At 63.2% G+C, this 21,789-nt stretch carries 24 protein-coding genes; 12 read left to right on the top strand and 12 right to left on the bottom strand.

Going from position 1 to position 21,789, the window contains the following annotated elements:
* Positions 1 to 4 precede the first annotated feature (4 nt).
* Genes AC1D1B_RS12540 through AC1D1B_RS12530 form a run of 3 tightly spaced genes read right to left on the bottom strand, consistent with a single transcriptional unit; the run spans position 5 to position 2,854 of the window.
* A complete protein-coding gene (locus tag AC1D1B_RS12540) occupies positions 5 to 619 on the bottom strand; it encodes a Tgt2/MlaC family protein (protein ID WP_477333303.1) in 615 nt (204 codons plus the stop codon).
* Positions 620 to 629: 10 nt separating this feature from the next.
* Complete coding sequence (locus AC1D1B_RS12535; RefSeq protein ID WP_477332539.1) at positions 630 to 1,838, bottom strand: sulfotransferase family protein; 1,209 nt, start codon at positions 1,836 to 1,838, stop codon at positions 630 to 632.
* Entirely contained in the window at positions 1,838 to 2,854 is a 1,017-nt protein-coding gene (locus tag AC1D1B_RS12530) for a type III polyketide synthase (RefSeq protein WP_477332537.1), read from the bottom strand. The genes AC1D1B_RS12535 and AC1D1B_RS12530 overlap by 1 nt, the downstream gene beginning before the upstream one ends.
* A gap of 344 nt (positions 2,855 to 3,198) precedes the next feature.
* Here AC1D1B_RS12530 and AC1D1B_RS12525 point away from each other — a divergent pair, with 344 nt between their 5' ends.
* The 6 genes from AC1D1B_RS12525 to AC1D1B_RS12500 all read left to right on the top strand — a co-directional run bounded on the left by AC1D1B_RS12525 (position 3,199) and on the right by AC1D1B_RS12500 (position 7,342).
* Positions 3,199 to 3,903, top strand: a complete 705-nt coding sequence (locus tag AC1D1B_RS12525; protein WP_477332535.1) for a class I SAM-dependent methyltransferase — start codon at positions 3,199 to 3,201, stop codon at positions 3,901 to 3,903.
* Complete coding sequence (locus AC1D1B_RS12520; protein ID WP_477332533.1) at positions 3,903 to 5,072, top strand: NAD(P)/FAD-dependent oxidoreductase; 1,170 nt, start codon at positions 3,903 to 3,905, stop codon at positions 5,070 to 5,072. Before AC1D1B_RS12525 ends, AC1D1B_RS12520 begins: the two co-directional genes overlap by 1 nt.
* 204 nt (positions 5,073 to 5,276) lie before the next feature.
* Positions 5,277 to 5,849, top strand: coding sequence for a rod-binding protein (locus AC1D1B_RS12515; RefSeq protein ID WP_352556161.1), 573 nt, complete (start codon positions 5,277 to 5,279; stop codon positions 5,847 to 5,849).
* A 13-nt stretch (positions 5,850 to 5,862) separates the two neighbouring features.
* Complete coding sequence (locus AC1D1B_RS12510) at positions 5,863 to 6,279, top strand: hypothetical protein (RefSeq protein WP_477260972.1); 417 nt, start codon at positions 5,863 to 5,865, stop codon at positions 6,277 to 6,279.
* A gap of 28 nt (positions 6,280 to 6,307) precedes the next feature.
* Positions 6,308 to 6,856 (top strand): hypothetical protein, encoded by a 549-nt coding sequence (locus AC1D1B_RS12505; protein ID WP_477260974.1) that lies wholly within the window; start codon positions 6,308 to 6,310, stop codon positions 6,854 to 6,856.
* Positions 6,857 to 7,057: 201 nt separating this feature from the next.
* Positions 7,058 to 7,342, top strand: coding sequence for an SCP2 sterol-binding domain-containing protein (locus tag AC1D1B_RS12500; RefSeq protein WP_477332531.1), 285 nt, complete (start codon positions 7,058 to 7,060; stop codon positions 7,340 to 7,342).
* A gap of 86 nt (positions 7,343 to 7,428) precedes the next feature.
* Here AC1D1B_RS12500 and AC1D1B_RS12495 read toward each other — a convergent pair whose 3' ends face one another.
* Together AC1D1B_RS12495 and odc2 are read right to left on the bottom strand one after the other, a co-directional pair.
* Positions 7,429 to 7,998, bottom strand: a complete 570-nt coding sequence (locus tag AC1D1B_RS12495) for a GNAT family N-acetyltransferase (RefSeq protein ID WP_477332529.1) — start codon at positions 7,996 to 7,998, stop codon at positions 7,429 to 7,431.
* 151 nt (positions 7,999 to 8,149) lie between these two features.
* The gene (gene odc2 / locus AC1D1B_RS12490) at positions 8,150 to 9,283 is read right to left on the bottom strand and encodes an ornithine/lysine decarboxylase (protein WP_477332527.1); all 1,134 of its coding nucleotides are present in this window, start codon (positions 9,281 to 9,283) and stop codon (positions 8,150 to 8,152) included.
* Positions 9,284 to 9,823: 540 nt separating this feature from the next.
* Here odc2 and AC1D1B_RS12485 point away from each other — a divergent pair.
* The 4 genes from AC1D1B_RS12485 to AC1D1B_RS12470 all read left to right on the top strand — a co-directional run bounded on the left by AC1D1B_RS12485 (position 9,824) and on the right by AC1D1B_RS12470 (position 13,973).
* On the top strand, positions 9,824 to 11,023 hold the full coding sequence (locus tag AC1D1B_RS12485) for an amidase (protein ID WP_477332525.1): 1,200 nt from the start codon (positions 9,824 to 9,826) through the stop codon (positions 11,021 to 11,023).
* 3 nt (positions 11,024 to 11,026) lie between these two features.
* Positions 11,027 to 11,926 (top strand): LysR family transcriptional regulator, encoded by a 900-nt coding sequence (locus AC1D1B_RS12480; RefSeq protein WP_477332523.1) that lies wholly within the window; start codon positions 11,027 to 11,029, stop codon positions 11,924 to 11,926.
* A 167-nt stretch (positions 11,927 to 12,093) separates the two neighbouring features.
* The gene (locus AC1D1B_RS12475) at positions 12,094 to 12,762 is read left to right on the top strand and encodes a DUF1007 family protein (protein WP_477332521.1); all 669 of its coding nucleotides are present in this window, start codon (positions 12,094 to 12,096) and stop codon (positions 12,760 to 12,762) included.
* Between the two features lie 8 nt (positions 12,763 to 12,770).
* Complete coding sequence (locus AC1D1B_RS12470) at positions 12,771 to 13,973, top strand: nickel/cobalt transporter (protein ID WP_477332519.1); 1,203 nt, start codon at positions 12,771 to 12,773, stop codon at positions 13,971 to 13,973.
* Between the two features lie 10 nt (positions 13,974 to 13,983).
* On the opposite strand, the gene denD is transcribed toward AC1D1B_RS12470, so the two are convergent.
* From denD to AC1D1B_RS12450, 4 genes are all read right to left on the bottom strand, one after another.
* Positions 13,984 to 14,967 (bottom strand): D-erythronate dehydrogenase, encoded by a 984-nt coding sequence (gene denD, locus AC1D1B_RS12465; RefSeq protein ID WP_477332517.1) that lies wholly within the window; start codon positions 14,965 to 14,967, stop codon positions 13,984 to 13,986.
* A gap of 13 nt (positions 14,968 to 14,980) precedes the next feature.
* The gene (locus AC1D1B_RS12460) at positions 14,981 to 15,184 is read right to left on the bottom strand and encodes a hypothetical protein (RefSeq protein ID WP_477332515.1); all 204 of its coding nucleotides are present in this window, start codon (positions 15,182 to 15,184) and stop codon (positions 14,981 to 14,983) included.
* Positions 15,185 to 15,245: 61 nt separating this feature from the next.
* Complete coding sequence (locus tag AC1D1B_RS12455; protein ID WP_477332513.1) at positions 15,246 to 16,223, bottom strand: cation diffusion facilitator family transporter; 978 nt, start codon at positions 16,221 to 16,223, stop codon at positions 15,246 to 15,248.
* A gap of 14 nt (positions 16,224 to 16,237) precedes the next feature.
* A complete protein-coding gene (locus AC1D1B_RS12450) occupies positions 16,238 to 16,924 on the bottom strand; it encodes a GNAT family N-acetyltransferase (RefSeq protein ID WP_477332512.1) in 687 nt (228 codons plus the stop codon).
* Positions 16,925 to 17,007: 83 nt separating this feature from the next.
* On the opposite strand from AC1D1B_RS12450, the gene AC1D1B_RS12445 reads away from it, so the two are divergent.
* On the top strand, positions 17,008 to 18,192 hold the full coding sequence (locus AC1D1B_RS12445; RefSeq protein WP_477332510.1) for a pyridoxal phosphate-dependent aminotransferase: 1,185 nt from the start codon (positions 17,008 to 17,010) through the stop codon (positions 18,190 to 18,192).
* Between the two features lie 212 nt (positions 18,193 to 18,404).
* Here AC1D1B_RS12445 and AC1D1B_RS12440 read toward each other — a convergent pair whose 3' ends face one another.
* Both AC1D1B_RS12440 and AC1D1B_RS12435 read right to left on the bottom strand, forming a co-directional pair.
* On the bottom strand, positions 18,405 to 19,166 hold the full coding sequence (locus AC1D1B_RS12440) for an SDR family oxidoreductase (protein WP_477332508.1): 762 nt from the start codon (positions 19,164 to 19,166) through the stop codon (positions 18,405 to 18,407).
* Positions 19,167 to 19,439: 273 nt separating this feature from the next.
* On the bottom strand, positions 19,440 to 20,177 hold the full coding sequence (locus tag AC1D1B_RS12435) for a tellurite resistance TerB family protein (protein WP_477332506.1): 738 nt from the start codon (positions 20,175 to 20,177) through the stop codon (positions 19,440 to 19,442).
* 201 nt (positions 20,178 to 20,378) lie between these two features.
* On the opposite strand from AC1D1B_RS12435, the gene AC1D1B_RS12430 reads away from it, so the two are divergent.
* Positions 20,379 to 20,741, top strand: coding sequence for a YybH family protein (locus tag AC1D1B_RS12430; protein ID WP_477332504.1), 363 nt, complete (start codon positions 20,379 to 20,381; stop codon positions 20,739 to 20,741).
* Positions 20,742 to 20,762: 21 nt separating this feature from the next.
* On the opposite strand, the gene trhO is transcribed toward AC1D1B_RS12430, so the two are convergent.
* Entirely contained in the window at positions 20,763 to 21,695 is a 933-nt protein-coding gene (trhO, locus tag AC1D1B_RS12425; protein ID WP_477332502.1) for an oxygen-dependent tRNA uridine(34) hydroxylase TrhO, read from the bottom strand.
* Between the last annotated feature and the right edge of the window lie 94 nt (positions 21,696 to 21,789).

Raw genomic sequence — 21,789 nt, 5'->3', positions numbered from 1 at the left:
GAAGTCATAGCCGGCCCTTCCTGATATCGGCGACAAGCGCGGGGATCGAGCCGCCATTGCCGGTGAGCAGCTGGGCAACGCGGTCCCGCTGCTGCACGGTCACGGAGCCGCCGTCGACAAAGACATCGCCGATGCAAAGCTGCCCGCGGCAGTGGCGGACACGCCAGTCCACGGACGTCGGGCCGTGGAGCGGCCGGCGGAATTGGCTGCGCACCAGGATGTCGCCATTAGCCAGAGCCTTTGTGCCGAGCACGGTGAGAGTCTTGTCCTGCGTCCGCTCCAGCCTGTCGGCCAGCCGGTGCGCAATAGTGTAGAGAAGCGCATCGACCACCGAGGCGCGGTCGTCTGCACTCGCGCGTCGCCAATACGTCCCGAGCACGGCTTGGGCGATTCCCCTGCCATCGAACGCCGCTGAGATGGAGCGGAGCTGCCCCTCGGCGGATCCACCGTGCCCAAGCGCAATTGCCGCCTGTCGCACAGTCTCAACCAACTTGACCGCGTCACTCTGCTCATCAGCCGCTGCTGAAAGCGGTGGGGCGCAGATCGCGAGTAGCGCGGAGACGAGCAACAGCCGGGCCAAAGCTACCCAGCTTGCGTGCGACCATAGGGCTGCTGTCATGATCCTTATGTCATCCAATGCGCTGTTGGCTGTCAACATCGAGCGTCCCAGGAGCCCGCGCAGGCGCATGCCCAAAAGCGGCTGCCAGCGGTGCGAGGCGAGCTACGCGCGCTTTCTGCCTTTCCGTCAGGTCGGCATGGCGGCTGCGCACCTGTTTGCCGAACGTCGCGGCGACCTGCAACATCCGCTCCTCACAGCCGCGGGAAAATGGCAGGCCGAGTTCGCCGTAGATACGCTTCATCTCGCCCACGGGGTCGTCACTGAGATCCTGCAGCCGCACTTCCGCGAGGTCGGCAGCTGGAATCTGGTCTCTGTCCGCCAGATAGTGCATCTCTGTGGCGAGATATTCGTGAGCGATGATCTCCTCCTGCTCATCCTCGGGCAGTGGCGGCTGCAGGGCGAATGCACGTTGCAGTTCGCGCGCCAGAAGGAGGTTGGACCGGAACACGACTTCCGGCGAACGGGAGATGTGGACGAACTTGGCGCCAGGAAACAATTCCAGGAGGTAGCGGACGCGCGCCGTGTGGCTCGGCGACTTGAGCAGAAGTCGCCGCCCGCCCGCAACGAGAGCAAGCTTCTGGACGAAAGCGAACTGATGTGAGTGCCAGCGGCTAAACTCGTCCGCCGAAAGCGCGTCGAGATCGTGAAATCGATTGAAGAAGGCCTGCCGGCGGGGAAGTATCGCGCGTCCTGCGAGGACGGACATCCCACCCATATTGTTCAAGGCGAAGTCATCCTCCGCAGGCAACCTGGCGCCCACCGGCACCACTGCGTTGAGGCGCGTCAACGGCAGCAAGGGTACGAAAAGGTAGCGCAGGAGAACCCAGCCAAGGACGAATGTCTGAGGGGCCAGGACCTGCGGCCAGCTCGGCGATCTTAGGCTCGGATCGGCCGCCAGCAGGTTCTGCAAAAACGTCGTCCCGGATCGGAAGTAGCCGAGGACGAACACGGGGGCGTTGTCCCGCTCCATCCGGGGAGGTCGCAGCCGCAGCCATACCCCAACGATCACGCGCTCCAGCAAGGAGGCGACCGTGCTGATCCCGGAAAGCAGGAGCAGGAGAACCAGGCGCGGCCAATAGGCGGGAGGGATCTGGCCTTGCGCGCGCCACAGGACCCGCAGCACGGCGTCGAGTGGCGCCACGCACATGAAGTGCGGATACGGCAAATAGGGCGCCAGCCGACGGGCAACGAGCGAGATGTTTTCGTGCAGTGCCTTCATCAGGCAGTCCGGAACATCATGGTTTCGGTGGTCAATCCTGGTCCGAACGCCATGCCACAGCCGAGCAGGCCTGACGGCTCCTTCAGCATTTCGGCCATCACGAACATCACGGTTGCCGATGACATGTTGCCGTATCGCCGGAGCACTTCGCGCGATAGGGCGAGCGCGGTCGGCTCCAGCTTTAGTGCCCGCTCGACCGCGTCGAGCACCGAGCGGCCGCCGGGATGCACCGCCCACAAATCGATCTCCTTGGCGGGCCTGCCGCCAAGGATGGCCGGATGTTCGTTGCGTAGCGTCTCACGGACCGCGCCGGGAACCTGGCCGGACAGCACCATGTCAAAGCCGTCGTCGCGGATATGCCAGCTCATCAACTCCTTGCGCTCCACTGCCACGATAGCGTGGAAACTTTCGAGCAGGATTCCGAGCGGTTCGGCCGTTACCAGCGCGGCTGCGCAGCCGTCGCCCCATAGGCAGAACGAGATCAGCTTCTCAAGCTCGGTGGCCTCTCTGAAATGCAGCGTGCACAACTCGATGTTGACGATTAGCACGCGGGCTTTCGGGTCGGAGCGCACGATGTGGCGTGACAGCTTCAGGGCGTTGATGGCGGCATAGCATCCCATGAAGCCGACGATGGTCCGCTCGACCGACGTTGCCAGGCCGCATCGCTGCACCAGTTCGAGGTCGATGCCAGGCGCCGAAAAGCCGGTGCAGCTCGTCACGATCAAATGCGTGATCAGCGAGCGGTCGTCGTCGACCAGAAGCTTGTCGACGGCCTTTTGCGCCAGCTCCGGCGCGGCGGCCTCGTACATCTCCATACGGATTGCGGTGCTGGCGAACGAGCCCCTGACCGAGGTGCCGTCGCGGTCGATTGCCCCACCGCGCGGATCGTCGGCGGGCGCAAAGCAGGAATAGCGATGTTCTATCCCGGCGAGAGCGACCATTCGTTCGAAGAGCGTAAGGCGCTGGGCATCGTCTTCAAGCAGCAAAGCTCCATAGCGGAGGTAGAACTGATGCACGTCGTGTTCTGGAACTGACGTGGCAATGCGGTTCAGATACGCTTGAGGGGACAAAATTGCTCCGACAATGAGCCCAATCGGGTCTCATAAGAGGTCTAGGAATTGGGGAAGCGTCTCCTGAGGTAAACGTCGGCATAAGGTATTTTATTGCGCGGCGCCGATATTTCTCATTAGCAAACTGTGATACCAGCCTCCAATCTTGTATGAAAGGGACCGACGTTCGGCTTCGTTATCCGGATTGAGTTCACATGCGAGCTCCGCCATGAACAGCGCGCAGCCATAAAGGTAAGACCGAATTCTATTTGCCGGATTGCCGGCTGAAGCCTAGATTTCCGATCCATCGCATGACCGACATAAACATCAGGCATCTGGAGCCAGAGCTCCTCGACGGCCTCCCGGCCGATGATCCTCGTGCGATCGCATCCCGTCGTGATCTCGTTCGCATCAATGCATTGATGTTCCAGGCCAGGTTCATGGCGTCGCTCTTTCGGGCGAACGTGCAAACGCCGCCGCTGCGCATCCTCGAAATAGGCGCCGGTGACGGAAAGTTCATGCTGACGGTGGCGCGGCTGATGGCGCGGCGTTGGCCCAACGTCGAGATCGTTATGGTCGACAGGATCGGCCTGATCGGCAAGGATGTGTGCAACTCTTTCGCCAAATTTGGTTGGCGGGCGCAACCCGTAACCGCCGATATATTCGATTGGACAGTGGACAAGCCCTTCGATCTTGTTTGCGCCAACCTTATCCTCCATCACTTCGACGACACGCGCCTCCTGGAGCTGCTTGCCCGGATCATGACGATGGCTCCGGTGCTCGTCGCGACGGAGCCGCTTAGGGCCAAGGTGCCACTTGTCGCGACACGATTGCTGCCATTGATCGGCGCCTGCGCGGTGACACTGAACGACGCGGCGCAAAGTGTCCGCGCCGGTTTTCGCGGCACGGAACTTTCACAATTGTGGCAACTGTCAGGGGGAACGCCTGTGATTGAGGGCCGCCGGGGCCTGTTCACTCAAGCTTTCGTCGGTGCCAGCGTGCCCGGCGCCAGATGATGCACGACGCAATTGTCATCGGTGCCGGCCCCGCCGGCAGCTCTACCGCCATAGCGCTGGCCCAACATGGCTGGTCGGTGGCAATGGTGGAGAAGGTGGTGTTTCCGCGTCGAAAGGTCTGCGGCGAATTCATGTCAGGGACCAGCCTTGCCTTGCTTGACCGGTTGGGCGTCGGCGAGATTTGGCGCGCGGAAGCCGGCCCGGAAATACGTCGCGTCGGGTTCTTTTCGGGCGATGTCTCGGCTGAGGCGCGAATGCCGGGCGCCAAGGCGGGTCCTGGCCGCGCGCTCGGCCGCGATCGTCTGGACTACATGCTGTTACAGGCCGCCCAACGTGCGGGTGTCGAACTTCTCCAGCCTTGCAAGGCTGTCGCTATTCGTCGGCGCGATGATTTGCAATTTGTGACGGTGGAAGAGGGACAGCAGCAAAAGGTTTTGAGCGCACCTGTGGTAATTGCCGCGCATGGATCCTGGGAAACCGGGAAGCTCCCAAGCCACATTGCAAGAACAAGCAAACCTTCCGACCTTTTCGGTTTCAAGGCGCATTTCACCGGCGCCGCACTGGCGCCCGACCTGATGCCGTTGCTGGTATTCCCGGGCGGCTATGGAGGAATGGTAACGGCAGACCATGGCCGGGTTTCAATTTCCTGCTGTATTCGCCGGGACGTTTTGTCCGGGCTGCGCCAGCGCTCTGGAAACGCTGCGGCCGCCGATGCGTTGTGGCGCCACGTTCTTGCCTCGTGCCGAGGCGTGGGAACTGTGCTCGCCGGTGCCGAACTGGATGGCCCATGGCTCGCAGCAGGACCGATTCATCCCGGTATTCGAGCTGGCTATGATCAAGGCATCTTCCGCGTCGGCAACATCGCAGGTGAGTCACATCCTGTAATCGCTGAAGGCATTTCGATGGCGCTGCAATCCGGCTGGCTCCTTGCGAGAGAACTGATCGCGTCGGGTAAAGGCCACGAGGGCCACGATGGGGCCGGACATCGCTACGAAAGGGAATGGCGTCGACAATTCTCGACCCGTCTGCGTGCCGCAGCCTTGATTGCCCGAATAGCGCTTGGGCCTGGCGGCGCGACGGCTATGCGCGCCGTAATCAAGAATTTTCCGGCGACTTTGACACTTGGCGCTCGATTGAGTGGAAAGACCCAGCCTGTTCCGGGCTTTTGACGTCAAGTAGCGCTGCTCATTGACCAACCGAATGAGGCGTTGGGGTGATGCAGAGGGTAACGTCGAGCAGATCCGCACGCGCGTCGAGATGCTTCCGCGCAACAGACGAAAATCTGCTTCTGCCTCCCCTCCTGCAGTCGCAAGCCTGCCACAAGCTTGTTGCGGCATTGTCGCTCAGGAAACCCGGCAAAGAGGCGGACTTTCTTGGCGATTTCTCCACCCAGCGACATCGTTCTCGATGTTGCCCGAGCCGTCGACCCGACGGATATCGAGGCTGCCCGTGCCGCGCTCACCAAGCGGGCCAACGGCGTTGGCGGCGCCTTCTCTGTCGACATGGCGGCTTCGGTCGACGCCGGCTCGATCCTGTCGCGCGCCACGGCCGACAAGGCCGCAGCAGGCGCCGATCCCGCCAACAAGTTCAAGAAGTTCGAGGCGATGGTCCTGCAGACCTTCATCCAGAACATGCTGCCCAAGGACACAGAAGGCGTCTACGGCAAGGGGCTGGCCGGCGACATGTGGAAATCGCAGCTGGCCGAACGCGTCGCCGACGTCATGGCCGAACGCGGCGGCATCGGCATCGCAAAATCGCTGCTGGCCGACCACTACAAGGACGGCAAGCGCACCGTGCCGATCGGGCCGGTATCAACCGGGCCGCACAAGACCGAGATCGACCAGCAGACCCGGCTCTCCACCTCGCTGGTCGAGGAATTGCAGCGCAAGGCCGCCCGGTCGATGACCGGCGACGAGACGACCATCAAAACCGACATCAAGATCTAGACCAGGATTTTCAATGGCCGATTTTTCAAAATTCTCTTCCAACCTGCCGGCGCGTACTTCCGAGGCGCCGATCCCTTTCGCACGGCCGGGCAACCTTGCCGCCATCATTGGCCGCATCGAGGAGGCGGTCGAGGAAGAGACGGCGGGTCTGAAGAACGACACCAGCTATGACCTCAAGGCCTCGAACGCCCGCAAGAGCCGCTACCTTTATGAGCTGACCCGCGCCATGAAGGGCGCCAACGAGGTCGAATTCCTGGAGCAGCATCGCGACAGCCTGGCGCGGCTGCGCCAGAAGCTGGCGAAGAACGAAGCGGCGATCCTCGCGCACCTCAACGCGGTCAACGAGGTCGCGACGCTGTTGAAGAACGCCATCCAGCGCGCCGAAGCCGACGGCACCTATTCGGCCGGCGAATTCGGATGGGCGAGCTGATGATTGCTGCAAGACTCCGGAAGAACCCATGATCAAATTCATCGCCGCCGCGATCTGGATCTGCGCCGCTACGCTCGGCGCCGTGTTCTATTCGTTCCAGGCGGCGGGCGAGCGCGGTGTCGGCGAGACGCCGAAGCCGATGCTGGGCGGTCTCGACTACGTCAAGACCGACATCATCTCGGTGCCGTTGATCCGCAATGCCAAAATCGACGGCTATTTCCTCACCAAGCTCGTCTACACGGTCGAGCCGGCCGAGATAAAGAAGATGTCGATCCCGGCCGAAGCGCTGATGACCGATCAGGTCTATTCCTATCTCTATTCCAATCCGCAGATCGACTTCACCAAGAAGGAAACCATCGATCTCGACGCCTTCCGCAAGGCTATACGCGACACCGTCAACGCCCGCGTCGGCGCCGACCTCGTGCATGAAGTGCTGATCGATCAGGTCAACTTCCTGACCAAGGATGAGATCCGCGACAACGCCATGCGCCGCCGCAAGGACCCGGCCACGCCGACCGAACCGGCACCCGCGGAATCGGCGCAGGCCGAGCCGGCCAAGCCGGCTGCGGAACACTAGCCTTCGTCGCGGGACGGATATTTCTCTGCCGCATTCCTTTCGACTGAACGAGATGACGCATCGCCATTGCGTTGACGTTTACGTCAACTCGAAGCTATATGCGCCAAGCGACCAGGATCGCGGCACGCGCGAGACAGCGACTTCGGCAAACACACCGGTCACTGACGCGCGGCAAAACGCAACGAGACGAGGAGAACAGTCATGAGCGTTCAGGAGATTGCCGAGAAGATGAAGTCGCGCGTGGCGAGCGCCGGGTTCGAACATTCGGTGAAGTTCGATACCGGCAGCGACGGCGTCATCGTCATCGACGGCGCAACCGTCTCGAACACCGACGCTCCGACCGACTCCACTGTCAAGCTGTCGCTCGATGATCTGGATTCGCTGATCGCCGGCGACCTCAACCCGACCATGGCCTTCATGTCCGGCAAAATAAAGGTCGAAGGCGATATGACGGTCGCCATGGCGCTCAGCCAGCTGCTCGGCTAATCCGTCGCAAAAGCAAAACGCCGCCCATCAGGCGGCGTTTTGCTTTTGTCGACCCCACGGTTTCTACATAGACGAAAGCCGGCTTTTTACGCCGCGAAGGTCAGCGGCAGCGCCCTCAGCTTGCGACCAGCCGCCTTCAGCGCGCCATGCGCGCCGTCGAGTGCGCCCTCGACCAGCTCCAGCGCCAGCAGGCGGTGCCGCTCATACGGACCAGGCATGGCCAGCGCGCCTGTCTTGTCAGCCGAAAAGCCGAAGCGGCCATAGTAAGGCGCATCGCCGACCAGCAGGATCGCGGCATGGCCGAGACGCGCGGCCTCGGCCAGCGCATGGCGCATCAGCGCCGAGCCGACGCCGGCATTCTTCAGTGCCGGGTCGACGGCGAGCGGGCCAAGCAGAAGCGCTGCCGGACCGCCCTCGCCCAAGCGCACATCCCACAACCGCACGGTGCCCATAACCGCGCCGGCCGCATCGCGCACGACAAAGGCTAGGCCTTCGGAAGGACGGCGGCCGCGCCGCAGCTTTTCCGACGACTTCTTGCGCCGCATCGGCCCCATGGCACGGTCGAGCAGCGCTTCACGCGCCGCGACATCGGCAGGAGTTTCGGCGACGATGGCAAGGACCGGCAAGGGGTCCACGATTTCAATTGGCATTTTCATTTCCGCGATCCTTCACGAGCGGAGCTTGTTCCACAGGCGAGCCCAAGCGGGCGACAAACGCCCACCTGGGATGATCTGATCGGTTCTCAGAGCATTTTCAGGCGAAGTGGAAACCGGTTCGCCGTCCGAAAATGCGCCAAATAAAGAACCGTCAGATCACGTAGGATCGGAGAGGCTCGAAGCCGTTGAAGGCGACCGCCGAATAGGTGGTCGTGTAGGCGCCAGTGCCCTCGATCAGCACCTCGTCGCCGATGGTCAGCGACAAGGGCAGCGGGTACGGCGTCTTCTCGTACATCACGTCGGCCGAATCGCAGGTCGGGCCGGCGAGCACGCACGGTGCGGTCTCCGAACCGTCATGACGCGTGACGAGAGGGTAGCGGATCGCCTCGTCCATCGTTTCGGCGAGACCGCCGAACTTGCCGATGTCGAGGAACACCCAGCGCACATTGTCGTTGTCGGCCTTCTTCGAGATCAGCACGACTTCCGACTTGATGACGCCGGCATTGCCGACCATGCCGCGGCCCGGCTCGATGATGGTCTCGGGAATGGCGTTGCCGAAATGCTTGCGCAGCGCCGAGAAGATCGCCTGGCCATAGGCCTGGGCCGCCGGCACGTCACGCAAATAGCGCGTCGGGAAACCGCCGCCCATATTGACCATCTTCAAGACAATGCCTTCGTCGGCGAGCGTGGCGAACACCTTCTTGGCGTCGGCCAGCGCACGGTCCCACGCGGTGAGATCCGTCTGCTGCGAGCCGACATGGAACGACACGCCATAGGCGTCGAGACCGAGCGTCTTGGCATGGCGCAGCACATCGACGGCCATCGCCGGCACGCAGCCGAACTTGCGCGACAGCGGCCATTCAGCCCCCTCGCCGTCGGTCAGAACGCGGCAGAACACGCGGGCGCCGGGAGCGGCGCGGGCGATCTTGTCGACTTCCTCGACGCAGTCGACCGCGAACAGCCGGATGCCGAGCTGGTAGGCGCGTGCAATGTCACGCTCCTTCTTGATGGTGTTGCCGAAGGAGATGCGGTCCGCCGGCGCACCGGCGTCCATCGCCATCTCGACTTCGGCAACGGAAGCGGTATCGAAGGACGAGCCCATCGCAGCAAGCAGGCGCAGGATTTCCGGCGCCGGGTTTGCTTTCACCGCATAGTAGATCTTGGAATCGGGCAGCGCCTTTTCGAAGGCGCGGAAATTGTCGCGCACGACATCGAGGTCGACGACCAGGCAGGGGCCGGACGGACGTCGGGTGGCGAGGAAGTCAAGGATGCGCTGGGTGGCCATCGGGGTCTCTCCATAAACGCCTTGCGGCGCGCAATAAGGCTGCGGGACGCGGGCTGTCAGCCTCGCGAACTCGCGGTGGACAAAGGCGGGACGGAAATTCATGGAACCAGCCGGTGGAGACCCCGGAACCATGAAACGCCGTCTCGCGGCGGTGAACCTTGGCCTTGCCCGGCCTCGGTTCGCTTTGTCTGCCTTGGCTTGGATGGGAGACCCGTCCGCACTGCCGGCAATGAAGGTGTGCCTCTTCAGTAACCCCGGTCTTTGGACAACCGGCAGAACACCAGAAAGGCCCGCACCGTCGTTGCTTCAAGGTGTCCTCGGGCTGGCGGTTGGCCGCTAGACCGACTGGAGGGGTTAGCTCCAGTTACCTTACCGATTTCCCTCACCATTCGAGGATCGGCGGACACCCACAGGCACGTGCGACTTTGGGCAAGCGCGATATAAGATCGAAAGATTTCACAATCAATAAAAATCGTATCCCAGGTTGTAAAATTTCTGGCATCGAACAATGCTGCGCCAACCGTATCCGGATATCGAACGATGACAGGCACGCACGGTCCGCTCAACGCCTTCCTCGACCTGCGTCGAATGCCGGTGGCCAATGCGGAACTGGGGCCGCTGGCTGGGCTCCGGCTGGCCGTGAAGGACATTTACGACGTCGCCGGCTATCGCACCGGTTGCGGCAATCTGGTGAAGTTCAACGAGGCGCACGCAGCCTCCAGCACCGCACCGGCAGTGCAGATGATTCTCGACGCCGGCGCGCGCTTCATCGGCAAGACGCAGACCGATGAGCTCGCTTTCTCGCTGATGGGCCAGAACGCGCATTTTCCGTTTCCGGTGAACCCGGCAGCCCCCGATCGCGTCACCGGCGGCTCCTCGTCCGGGTCGGCGGCGGCGGTGGCCGGCAAGCTTGCCGACATCGCCACCGGCTCCGACACCGGCGGCTCGATCCGTGCGCCGGCGAGCTTTTGCGGGCTGATCGGGCTGCGCACCACGCATTGCCGCATTTCGCTCGACGGCACGATGAAGCTGGCGCCGAGCTTCGACACGTTCGGCTGGTTCGCCGACGACATCGAAACCTATGAGACGATCGGCAAACTGCTGCTCGGCCGCGACCCGCACCAGCACCCGCTCAACCGTCCGCTTTCGATCCGCTGGCTGGATGCCTTCGTCGCCGGCCCCGCAGAGGCAGCCGAGTATGCCAGGATGAGGGCGTTGGCGGCTACCGTCGTCGGCGAACCGAAGCCGGTGGAATACGTCTTCGCTTCCTTCCCGGACGAGCTCTATTGGTGCTTTCGCCGTCTGCAGGCGGCCGAGGCCTGGAGCCAGCACGGCGCCTGGATCATTTCGGGCGAGCGCGATCTCGGGCCGGGCGTCGAGGAACGCTTCGGCTTTGGCCGGACGATCGACGTAAAGACGGCGCAGGCCGAAGCGGCGCGCCGCTTGGCCTTCCGCTCCGAGCTCGCCGCCCTGCTCGGCCAGGACGGATTTCTTGTCCTGCCCACGGTTCCGGGCCCTGCCCCTCTGGTCAAAAGCGAGCCGCAGCAGCTCCAGGCCTACCGCGAAAGGGCCTTGCATCTTCTGTGTCTTTCGGGTCTTTCAGGCTTTCCGCAAATCACCCTGCCGCTGGGCTCGGTTGACGGCGCCCCTTTCGGCCTCTCGCTGCTCGGCCCTCCCGGCAGCGACATTGCCCTGATACGGCTCGGCCGGCGGCTTCTCGATACGGCACGAAAGGCCTGATCCATGGACACATTGACTCGCATGCGCGCCTTCATCGACGTCGTCGAAGCCGAGGGCTTTTCGGCCGCCGCGCGCAAGATCGGTCGCTCCAAGGCGCTGCTGTCGAAATATGTGCGCGAACTCGAGGACGAGCTCGGCGCGCTGCTGCTCAACCGCACCACGCGGCAGTTCTCGATGACCGAGGCCGGCCATACCTATTACAGCCGCGCTTCGGAAATCGTACGCGAGGTCGACAGCCTGGCCGACGCGGTGCGCGAATCCTCCGGCGACGTGCGTGGCAGGATCAAGCTGTCGGCGGCGCGCACCTTCGCCGACGCGCCGATCGGCCAGTCGCTGATCGACTTCGCCAAGCAGCATCCCGACATCGTGCTCGACATCCATCTTGATGACCGTTTTGTCGATCTGGTCGAGGAGGGTTTCGATCTTGCCGTGCGCATCTCGCGGCTGGAAAACTCCTCGCTGATCGCCAGGCGCCTCGGGCCATTCTCGGTCAGGCTGTGCGCATCGCCGGACCTGATCGCCAGGCACGGCAAGCCGACGCGCCCGCAGGATCTCGCCAACATGCCCTGCATCGTCGACACCAATGGCCGTTCACTCGCCAACTGGCGTTTCAAGGGCGAGGGCGAGGAGTCGGTCAGCGTCAACGTGTCGGGGCCGATCGAGGTCAACAGTCCGATGGCCGCGCGTGCCGCCGCCGTGTCGGGCCTGGGCTTCGCCATCCTGCCCGATTTCATCGCCGCCCCCGACCTCGCATCGGGCCGGCTGGTTTCCTTGCTCGACGACCGCATCCAGTCGGGCAGCGGTATTTTCGCCGTCTACCCGCACCGCCGCTATCTGCCGGCCAAGGTCCGCGTTTTTGTCGATTTCCTGGTGCAGTGGTTCAAGAACCGCGAAGGCGCCTGACTTGGCTTCGCCGTCAAAGCGCGTTGCGCTTTGAGTTTTTGCCGGTGCGTGTCGTTGTCCCAAAACCGCTTCGCACTTTTGGGCGACACGCAGCACCGGTCCCAATTTCGCCCGCTTTCTGGTAACCTCTCGAAATCTCTCCGAGGCCGATGGAACTGCGACCGAGAATGCACCTGAAACAGCACGCAATCATGCTGGCTTCGGCCTTGGCGGCGACTTTTGCCGCCGTCGGAGCGGCTGGCGCGCATCCTCATGTCTTCGCCGAGGCCCGCCTCGACGTCATCCTGTCGCCGGATCACCAAAGTGTGAAAGCGCTGCGCCACCTCTGGCGCTTCGACGATTTGTTTTCGAGTACGGTGATGATGGAGTTCGACAAGAACTCCGACCTGAAGCTTGACGACAAGGAGCTGAAGGATGTCGCCGACACCGTCCATGCTTCGCTGGCCGAGTTCAATTATTTCCAGCTCGTCACCGTCGACGGCAAGGACGTGCCGATGACGCCGCCGCCGCACCTGATGGCCAATTTCGACAACGACCAACTGATCATCCTGTTCGAATCCGAACCGAAACAGCCGATCAAGCTTGCCGGCAAGATCGATTTCGGCGTCTACGATCCGACCTTCTACACGGCGATCGATTTCACCGAGGATTCCAACATCACCGTTGAAGGCCTGCCCTCGAACTGCACCAGCAAAGTCATCCGGCCCGATCCGGACGAGGCGATCAAGGAAAATCAGAAGACCCTGACGGAAGCCTTCTTCAATGACCCGACAGGCACCGACATGAGCAAGATCTTCGCCACCAAGCTCGAACTGAACTGCCCGCCAGAAGGATAGATCCGGTGATGAAACCGTCCCTGCGTTTGGCGCTCGGCCTCGTGGCCGCTGCCGTGGTGATGACGCACTTTCTCGGGCAGGCCCACGCCCAGAGTTCGCTTGGCATCGGCGTCAATGACGGCATGGCGCCGACCACAGGACCGTTCGCCCACATCCTGATGTGGATCAATCTGCGCCAGCAGGAATTTTACCGCGCGCTGGCCACCGCGATGAAGGCGATGCGCGAGGACGGCAGCAAGATGTGGCTGCTGATCGGCCTGTCCTTCGCCTACGGCATTTTCCACGCCGCCGGCCCCGGCCACGGCAAGGCGGTGATCTCCTCCTACATGGTGGCCAATGAAGTGGCGCTCAGGCGCGGCATCCTGTTGTCCTTCGTCTCGGCGCTGCTGCAGGGCCTGACCGCGATCGTGGTGATGTTGCTTGCCTATTTCGTCCTGCGCGGCACTGCCATCTCGATGACCGACGCGGCCTGGTTCATGGAAATCATGAGCTATGTCTTCGTCACGCTGTTCGGCGCTTGGCTCCTGTGGCGCAAGCTCGGACCTACGGTTCTTCGCTGGTTCGGCAAGGCGCCCGCATACAGCCTGTCGGCGGCTCATGCGGGCCATTCGCATGGCGGCCATTCACATGCGGGCCATTCACATGGCGGTCACAGCCACGCCGCGCACAGCCATGCGGCGCATTCACATGCCCTGCACGCGCATGACGATCACGACCATTCGCATGATCATCACGATCACGCTGCGCACGACCATGCCACACACGATCATACCCATCACGACCACGCTCATCATGATCATGCGCATCATGACCACGCGGCGGGCGAGGTCTGCGATACGTGTGGCCATTCCCATGCGCCCGATCCGGCGCTGCTGTCTGGCGACCGCTTCGACTGGCGCACGGCATGGTCGGCTGTGGCCGCCGTCGGCATCCGCCCCTGCTCCGGCGCGCTGATCGTGCTCAGCTTCGCGCTGCTCAACGGCCTGTGGCTCGGCGGGCTGCTGTCGGTGTTGGCGATGTCGATTGGCACCGCCATCACCGTCTCGGCGCTGGCGACGATGGCGGTCACCGCCAAGAACTGGGCTGTCTATTTCGCCGGTGACGGTCGCATGGGCAACCGCATCCACACCTTCGTCGAGATCGGCGGCGCCGCCTTCGTCTTCCTGTTCGGACTGCTGCTCTTGTCGGCGAGCCTGGCCGGCAGCGTTTGACCCCTGCGGGTCAGGTCTGACCCGCGATCTTGCCGCCCAGCTCATCCTCGATGTGGGCGCGGATGATCTCGTCGAAACTCTTCTCGGCGCTGAAGCCGAGGTCCCTTGACCGCTTAGCCTCGAAGCGCGTTGGCCAACCCTTGACGATGGCCCAGATTGTCTCGTCGGGCTGTTCGCGGATCAGCTTCACGACCTCGGCGCCGGAAATGCGTTCCAGCGCCTCGATCTGCTCGCCGACCGTAACGGCGACGCCCGGCATGGTGAGGTTGCGGCGTGGCCCGACGGCGGCACCGTCGATCCCCGCGGCATGGATCAGGAAGTTCACCGCCGAGCGCGGGCTGGCATGGGTGTGCAGCACCGAGCGCGGCACCGGCAGGATCGCCTCGTGCCCGCTCAGCGGCTCGCGGATGATGCCGGAGAAGAAGCCTGAGGCCGCCTTGTTCGGCTTGCCTGGCCGCACGCAAATGGTCGGCAGCCTTATGCCGATGCCGTCAAAGAAGCCGCGCCTGGAATAGTCGGCCAGCAGCGCTTCGCTCATCTGCTTCTGCGTGCCATAGGAGGTCAGCGGCGTCGGGTGGAAGTCATCCGGAATGACATCCGGGAACGGCGCGCCGAACACGGCGATCGACGAGGTGAAGACGAGGCGTGGTGCAAAGCCTGCCAGCCGGACCGCGTCGAATAGCGCCCTGGTGCCGTCGAGGTTGACGCGGTAGCCGAGATCGAAATTGGCCTCCGCCTCGCCCGACACAATGCCGGCGAGATGGAACATCACGTCGGGGCGTGATGCGACCAGGCTCTCTGCAGCGCCGGCGTCGGCAAGGTCGCCTGTATGCGTGGCGATACTGACGCCGTCCATCGCCGGCGCCTGCGGCGGCACGATGTCGTGCAGGTCGAGTGCCGTGATCTTGCGGCCGTTGAGCGTGCCGTCCTTGGCCAGCCGGGCGATAAGCTTGCGGCCGACCATGCCGGCTGCACCAGTGATTAGAATGCGCATTTGTAAAAGCCTCTTATTTGTCTTTGTTCTGGCTGCGGCCGCGCAACCAGAACACCAGAAAGAATGCCAGCACGAAGGCGGTGCCGACGATGCCGGCAAGTACGGTCGAGACACTGCCGACGGCCAGCATCACGGTCGGCAGATAGAACGCCGCGATACCGAACAGCAGCATGATCCAGAGTGCGGCAATCGCCGCGTTTCGCGTGTCGCGATCCATCACGCCGTCCCGACGCTGCGGGAACTCGTCAAATCAGGTGCCAATGCCATGAAATTCCCTGTCAGTGATAATGGCCGTGATGCGGTGGCGCACCATGGTCGTGGTCATGATCGTGGTCGTGTTCGTCATGGCTGTCGGCGCACTGGCCGAATTCCGGCTCGACGGTGGCGTGGCTGATGCCGTGCTCGGCAGCGAGCCGCTTCTTGATGGCGCTGACCGCCTGATGCGCATCGACGCCATCATTGAGGCAGGCGTGCAGCGTCGCCATGTTGCTGGAGCCATCCAGCGACCAGACATGCATATGATGCACCTCGCGTACGCCCTTGACCGTGCCAGCGATATCCTTGGCGATGAGATCGCGGTCGAGGCTCGCCGGCACGCCTTCGAGCAGGACGTGCGCGGCTTCGCGCATCAGCGACCAGGCAGTGGACAGGATCAGCACCGAGACCAGCACCGACAGGATTGGATCGATCGGTGTCCAGCCGGTCGCCAGGATGACCAGGGCCGCGACGATCGCCGCCGCCGAGCCGAGCAGGTCGCCCAGCACATGCAGGATGGCGCCGCGCATGTTGAGGCTTTCACGGTCGCCGCCATGCAGCACGAAGAACGATGCGATGTTGACCGCAAGACCGACGACCGCCACCACCAGCATCGGCCCGCCCAGCACCGGCGCCGGTGTCATCAGGCGGCCCCAGGCCTCGTAGACGATCCACAGCGCGATGGCGAAGATGGCGATGCCGTTGGTGTAGGCAACCAGCGTTTTGACCCGGCCGAAGCCATAGGTGAGGCGCACGGTTGCCGGCCGTCCGCCAAGATGGAAGGCATACCAGGCAAGACCAAGCGCGATCGAATCGGCGAGCATGTGGCCGGCGTCGGCAAGCAGCGCCAGTGATCCCGTCAGCAGGCCGCCAAGCACTTCGGCGACCATGAAGCCGGCGGTCAGGCAAGCCGCGATCAGCACGCGCTTCTTGTCGGTCGAGCCATGCACGTGACCGGCGCCGTGGCTGTGGCCAGCATGCGAACCATGATCATGCGCCATCGCCGAAACTCCTGTTACGCGCCGAACTCGGCGCGGAAATCCTCGAGCCGCCGCTTCTGCCCGCCTTCGCCGTCGAAATTGGCCGGGTCGAGCCATGCCTCATAGGCTTTACGCAAGGACGGCCATTCCTTGTCGATTATCGAGTACCACGCGGTATCGCGGTTTTCACCCTTGACCACAAGATGCTGGCGGAAAATGCCCTCGAACTTGAAGCCGAACCGTTCCGCCGCGCGCTTCGAGGGTTCGTTGCGGTTGTTGCATTTCCATTCGTAGCGGCGATAGCCGAGCGCGTCGAAAATGTACTTCATGAACAGGAACTGCGCCTCGGTCGCTGCCGCTTTTCGCGAAATCAGCGGCCCCCAATAGATGTTACCGATCTCGATGACGCCATAGGTGGGATCGATGCGCATCAGTGTCTGCCGCCCCGCAACCTTGCCGCTGGCCTTGTCGATAACGGTGAAGAACAACGGATCCTCGCTGGCCTCGACCTTGTCCAGCCATGGCTGGAAATCGGCGCGGGTCTGTGGCGGATAGTCGGGCAGCCAGGCAAAGCGACCATCGATGTCAGGCACGGAAGACGCTTCATAGAGGCCATCGCCGTGCTTTTCGGCGTTCAGCGGTTCGAGCCTGACATAGCGGCCGTCAATCGGCTTGCGCTCGGGCCGTGGACGCGCCTGCCAGTCTTTGAGATTTTCGGACACGTAAAACTCCAATCCGTTTGACTTTTGTGGGCAGACGCTCACAAAAACGCGACCCAACAGTAAGAACCACACGGACGGGAAAAATGCTCCACACGATTTCGGCCTTCGACCGCCTCGGCGAGGAAAACGCCTTTGCGGTGCTCGCGAGGGCGACGGCGCTGGCGCAACAGGGCCGCGACATCGTCAACCTCGGCATCGGCCAGCCCGACTTCAAAACCCCTCAGCACATTGTCGAGGCGGCGATCAAGGCGCTGCGTGACGGCCACCATGGCTACACCCCGGCCAACGGCCTGCTGGCAACGCGCGAAGCGGTGGTGCGGCGTACGCTGACCACCACCGGTGTTGAGGTCTCGCCCGAGAATGTGATGATCCTGCCCGGCGGCAAGCCGACCATGTTCGCGGCGATCCTGATGTTCGGCGAACCGGGCGCCGAGATCCTCTATCCCGATCCCGGCTTTCCGATCTATCGCTCGATGGTCGAGTTCACCGGCGCCGCGCCCATTCCCGTGCCGATCCGCGAGGAGAACGGCTTTGCCTTCTCGGCTGAGGAGACGCTGGCGCTGATTACCTCGAAGACCAGGCTCCTGATCCTCAACTCGCCGGCAAACCCGACCGGCGGCGTCACGCCGCGCGCCGAGATCGAGAAGCTGGTGAAGGGACTGCAGGCGCACCCGCAGGTCGCCATCCTTTCCGACGAGATCTATGACGTCATGACCTATGACGGTGAGACGCATTTTTCGCTGCTCAATTTCCCCGAAATCCGCGACCGGCTGATAGTGCTCAATGGCTGGTCGAAGACCTGGGCGATGACTGGTTGGCGCATGGGCTGGTCGATCTGGCCGAACGGCGACAAGGGCGCGCACCTCTACGACAAGGTGCGCAAGCTGGCCGTCAATTGCTGGTCCTGCGTCAACGCCCCGAGCCAGTTCGCCGGCATCGCCGCCATCGACGGCCCGCAGGACGATGTCGACAAGATGATGCGCGCCTTCGACAACCGCCGGAAGATCGTGGTCGAGGGCCTGAACGCCCTGCCCGGCGTTTCCTGCATCACGCCGAAGGGCGCCTTCTATGCCTTTCCCAATGTCTCGAAGACCGGCTGGAAGGCCAAGAAGCTAGCCTCGGCGCTGCTCGAGGATGCCGGCGTGGCCCTGATCGGCGGTCCCGATTTCGGCATTCTCGGCGAAGGCTATATCAGGCTTTCCTACGCCAATTCCGAGGAGAACATCTTGCGCGCGCTGGAGCGGATCGAGGCGTTTTTGAAGAAGTAGGGGGTTTATTGCAAAAGTTCGCGCTGCCCCTCATTGCCCTGCCGGGCATTTCTCCCCGTATAGTGACGGGGAGAAAGAAGCTGGCCGCAACCTCGGCACCCCTTCTAGCAACGTTGGTGATTGGCGAAATCATACGCGACAGCTTCCCTCGCCCCGTTTACGGGGAGAGGATGCCGGCAGGCAGGTGAGGGGCAGCGCCGACGCTCCGTTTTTTACCCTCTGCCAACGAACGGCATCTTCGTCGCCATCACCGTCATGAACAGCACATTGGCGTCGAGCGGCAGGCTGGCCATGTGGACGACGGCGTCGGCGACGCGCTGGACATCCATCACCGCCTCGGCGGCAATCGAGCCGTTGGCCTGTGGCACGCCGACGGTCATGGCATACGCCATGTCGGTCAGCGCATTACCGATGTCGATCTGACCGCAAGCGATATCATAGGGCCGACCGTCGAGCGCCAACGTCTTGGTCAGCCCTGTTATCGCGTGCTTGGTCGCGGTATAGGGCACCGAGCCGGGCCGCGGCGCATAGGCCGAGACCGAGCCGTTGTTGATGATGCGGCCACCCATCGGCTTTTGTCTGCGCATAGCGCCGAACGCGGCGCGGGCGCACAGGAACGATCCGGTAAGATTGACGCCGACAATGTCGTTCCAGACCTCGACCGGGATCTCGTCGATTGGCGTCGACTTGTAGCTCATGCCGGCATTATTGAAGAGCAGGTCGACGCGCCCGAAAGCCGCCGCCACCGTCTCGAACAGATCATCGACCTGGCCGGCCTTGCTGATGTCGCAGGCTACCGCCAGCGCCTTGGCGTCCGTCTTGCCGGCCTCGGCGATCGCGGCGTCGAGCACCTGTTTGCGGCGGCCGCAAAACACGGTGTTCCAGCCCGCCTTGAGCAGCGCTGTAGCGACGCTCTTGCCGATGCCCGTACCAGCGCCGGTGACGATGGCGGTTTTCTCTGTGAGGGCTGTCATGATTTTGCTCCTGCGCACCGCGCATCCCAGGCACAGATCGGGATGCATCCGAGTGCACCGAGGCATCGCAAATGACGGGGATCATGGCAAGCCGAACAACCTGTGATCGGCTGAACAAAAAGGGCGGTCATTGGCGACCGCCCTGATCTGAACCGGGCTTGGGAGGAGGAAAAGCCGATCCGACTGCTAGAATCATGCGCTTCCTCGGTAAACGAGACGTTAACTCGTTTTTCCAGCCTCGGCCGCGCTGCCTTAGCCGCGCCGCGGCGCTGGCTACCAGCGCGGGTTCGGCGCGGTCCCGGCCGGGGCCGCCACCTTGGCCGCCGACACAGTCGCCTCGACATGGTCGACCAGTGCATCCGGCAGGCCGAGCCGGCCAGCGAGCAGGTCGAGATAGCCGCGTTCGGCGCGCGTATCGGGATCGATGGTCAGCCGCGACGCCGTGTAGAGCTCGAGCCTCTGCTCGTCGGTCTTGGCGCCAGCGACCAGCGTGTCGAGGTCGAGCGGGCTGTCCAGCTCGGCCAACAAGAATTTTTCGGCATCGGAACCGACGCCGGCGAGCTTGAGCTTGCCGGCGATCTTTTGGCGCTCCTCGTCGTCGACATGGCCGTCGGCCTTCGCCGCCGAAATCATCGCCCGCACCAGGGTCAGTGTGAACTCGTCCTCGCCCTGCGGCGCCTGCGAGGGATGGAAGGCGGTGTCGGCGGGCGGCGGCAGCAATTCCGGCTGGCCGGCCGCTGGCGCCTGCTCGGGCGCATTGCCGGCCTTGTAGTTCTGGTAGGCCTTGTAGGCGAGGCCGCCGATCGCAGCCAGTCCGCCGAGCTTGATGGCGGTTCCCGTCACCTGGCGTCCGGTGCCGGTCCCAAGCAGCACCGCGGCCAGCGCACCGGCGGCCAGCGGATTGTCCTTGGCCATCTGCACGGCCTGTCCTGCCTTGTCGCGGACGGTGCCGGTGGTGCCGGGGACTTGCGAGCCGAGCAGGTCGTCGAGAAGCTTCTTGGGGTCGAACATAGTGCCTCCAGAAAAGGGCCCATACCACATGGGGACAGGCGGGTTTTGGACGTTGCAGACGTAGGGCCCGCACATTGACATTACAATGACGGGTACGCGCTTTGCTATCGGCGCCGGCAGTCCCCGAAATCGAATTCGATGTGTCGAAACCGGCCTCGGCTTCGGTTAGTGTCGCCGCGACATTGGCGAAGGAGTTTTGCCGTGACCGATCAGCCTGACCGCGAGCCGGCTCGTGATCCGCAGGATCTCGAGCGCCTGCTGATCGACCGGCAGTGGGTGGGTGACATTGACGGCATGGTGGCGCTGTTCGAACCCGATGCTGTCATCGACACCAGCGAAGCGGAATTGACGCGCGGCCGCGAGGCCATCCGAGCTTTGTTCGAAGCCTTTGCCGCGAGCGGGCGAAAATTCCAGCGTGGTGAGCAGCGCCCGGCGGCCATCAATGGCGATTTGGCGCTCACCTCGACCAGACTTGCCGATGGCTCGATAACCTCGGAGGTCGCGCGCCGGCAAAGCGACGGCACATGGCTGTGGGTGATCGACCGCTATTCCGTCGCCTGGTGACCGAAGCCAGCAATACGGATCCTAGCTGCCGATATGCCCCCTGCCCTGCGCCTGCGCCAGTTCGACCTGGCGCTGACGCTCCGCGTAGCGGGCACGATCCTCGTCCGAGCGGGCCTCGAAGCAATGCGGGCATGACACGCCGGTGGCAAAATGCGGCGACAGCCGGTCCGCCGGCGTCAGCGGATGCCGGCAAGCGCGGCACAGTTCAGCCTCGCCCTCTGTCAGCCCATGCGACACCGAGACCCGCTCGTCGAAGACGAAGCACTCGCCTTGCCACAGGCTGTCTTCGGCCGGCACCACTTCAAGATATCTGAGGATGCCGCCCTTGAGATGGAACACATTCTCGAAGCCGAGCGACTTCACATAGGCCGTCGCCTTTTCGCAGCGTATGCCGCCGGTGCAGAACATCGCGACCTTGCGGCCGTCGAGCGCGTCGCGGTGTTTCTCGACCCATGCCGGAAACTCGCGAAAGCTCGAGGTCTGCGGATCGACGGCGCGCTCGAAAGTGCCGATCGAAACCTCGTAGGCATTGCGGGTGTCGATGACGACGGTGCCGGGATCCGAGATCAGAGCGTTCCAGTCGGCCGGCGCGACATAGGTGCCCGCACCCGTCGCCGGGTCGAGGTCCTCGACGCCCATGGTGACGATCTCGCGCTTCAGCCGCACCTTCATGCGATGGAACGGCATTTCGGCGGCGTGGCTGTATTTGACCTCGAGATCGGCTAGGCCTTCGATGGCCTCGAGATAAGCGATCAGCGCAGCGATATCCGTCTCGCTGCCGGCGACCGTGCCGTTGATGCCTTCCTGCGCCAGAAGCAGCGTGCCCTTGATGCCGCGCCCGCAGCAGAAGGCGGCAAGTGGCGTGCGCAATTCCCGCAGCGCATCGAAGTCGCCCAGCGCCGCAAATTTGTAGAGCGCGGCGACGCGCACAGGTTCATCGTTGGACAGTGTCATCGCCAAGCCACTAAACCGTGGTCAAAGCGGATTCAAGGCAGAGCTAGAGAAGCCTTGCGGCATTCGCCTGCAGGCTCGTTGGCCGACAGATGTG

This window comes from Mesorhizobium sp. P2_C5_2, from assembly GCF_056404535.1.
The sequence above is the reverse complement of the archived record's forward strand: the minus strand, read 5'-3'. Positions and strand labels throughout refer to the sequence as shown.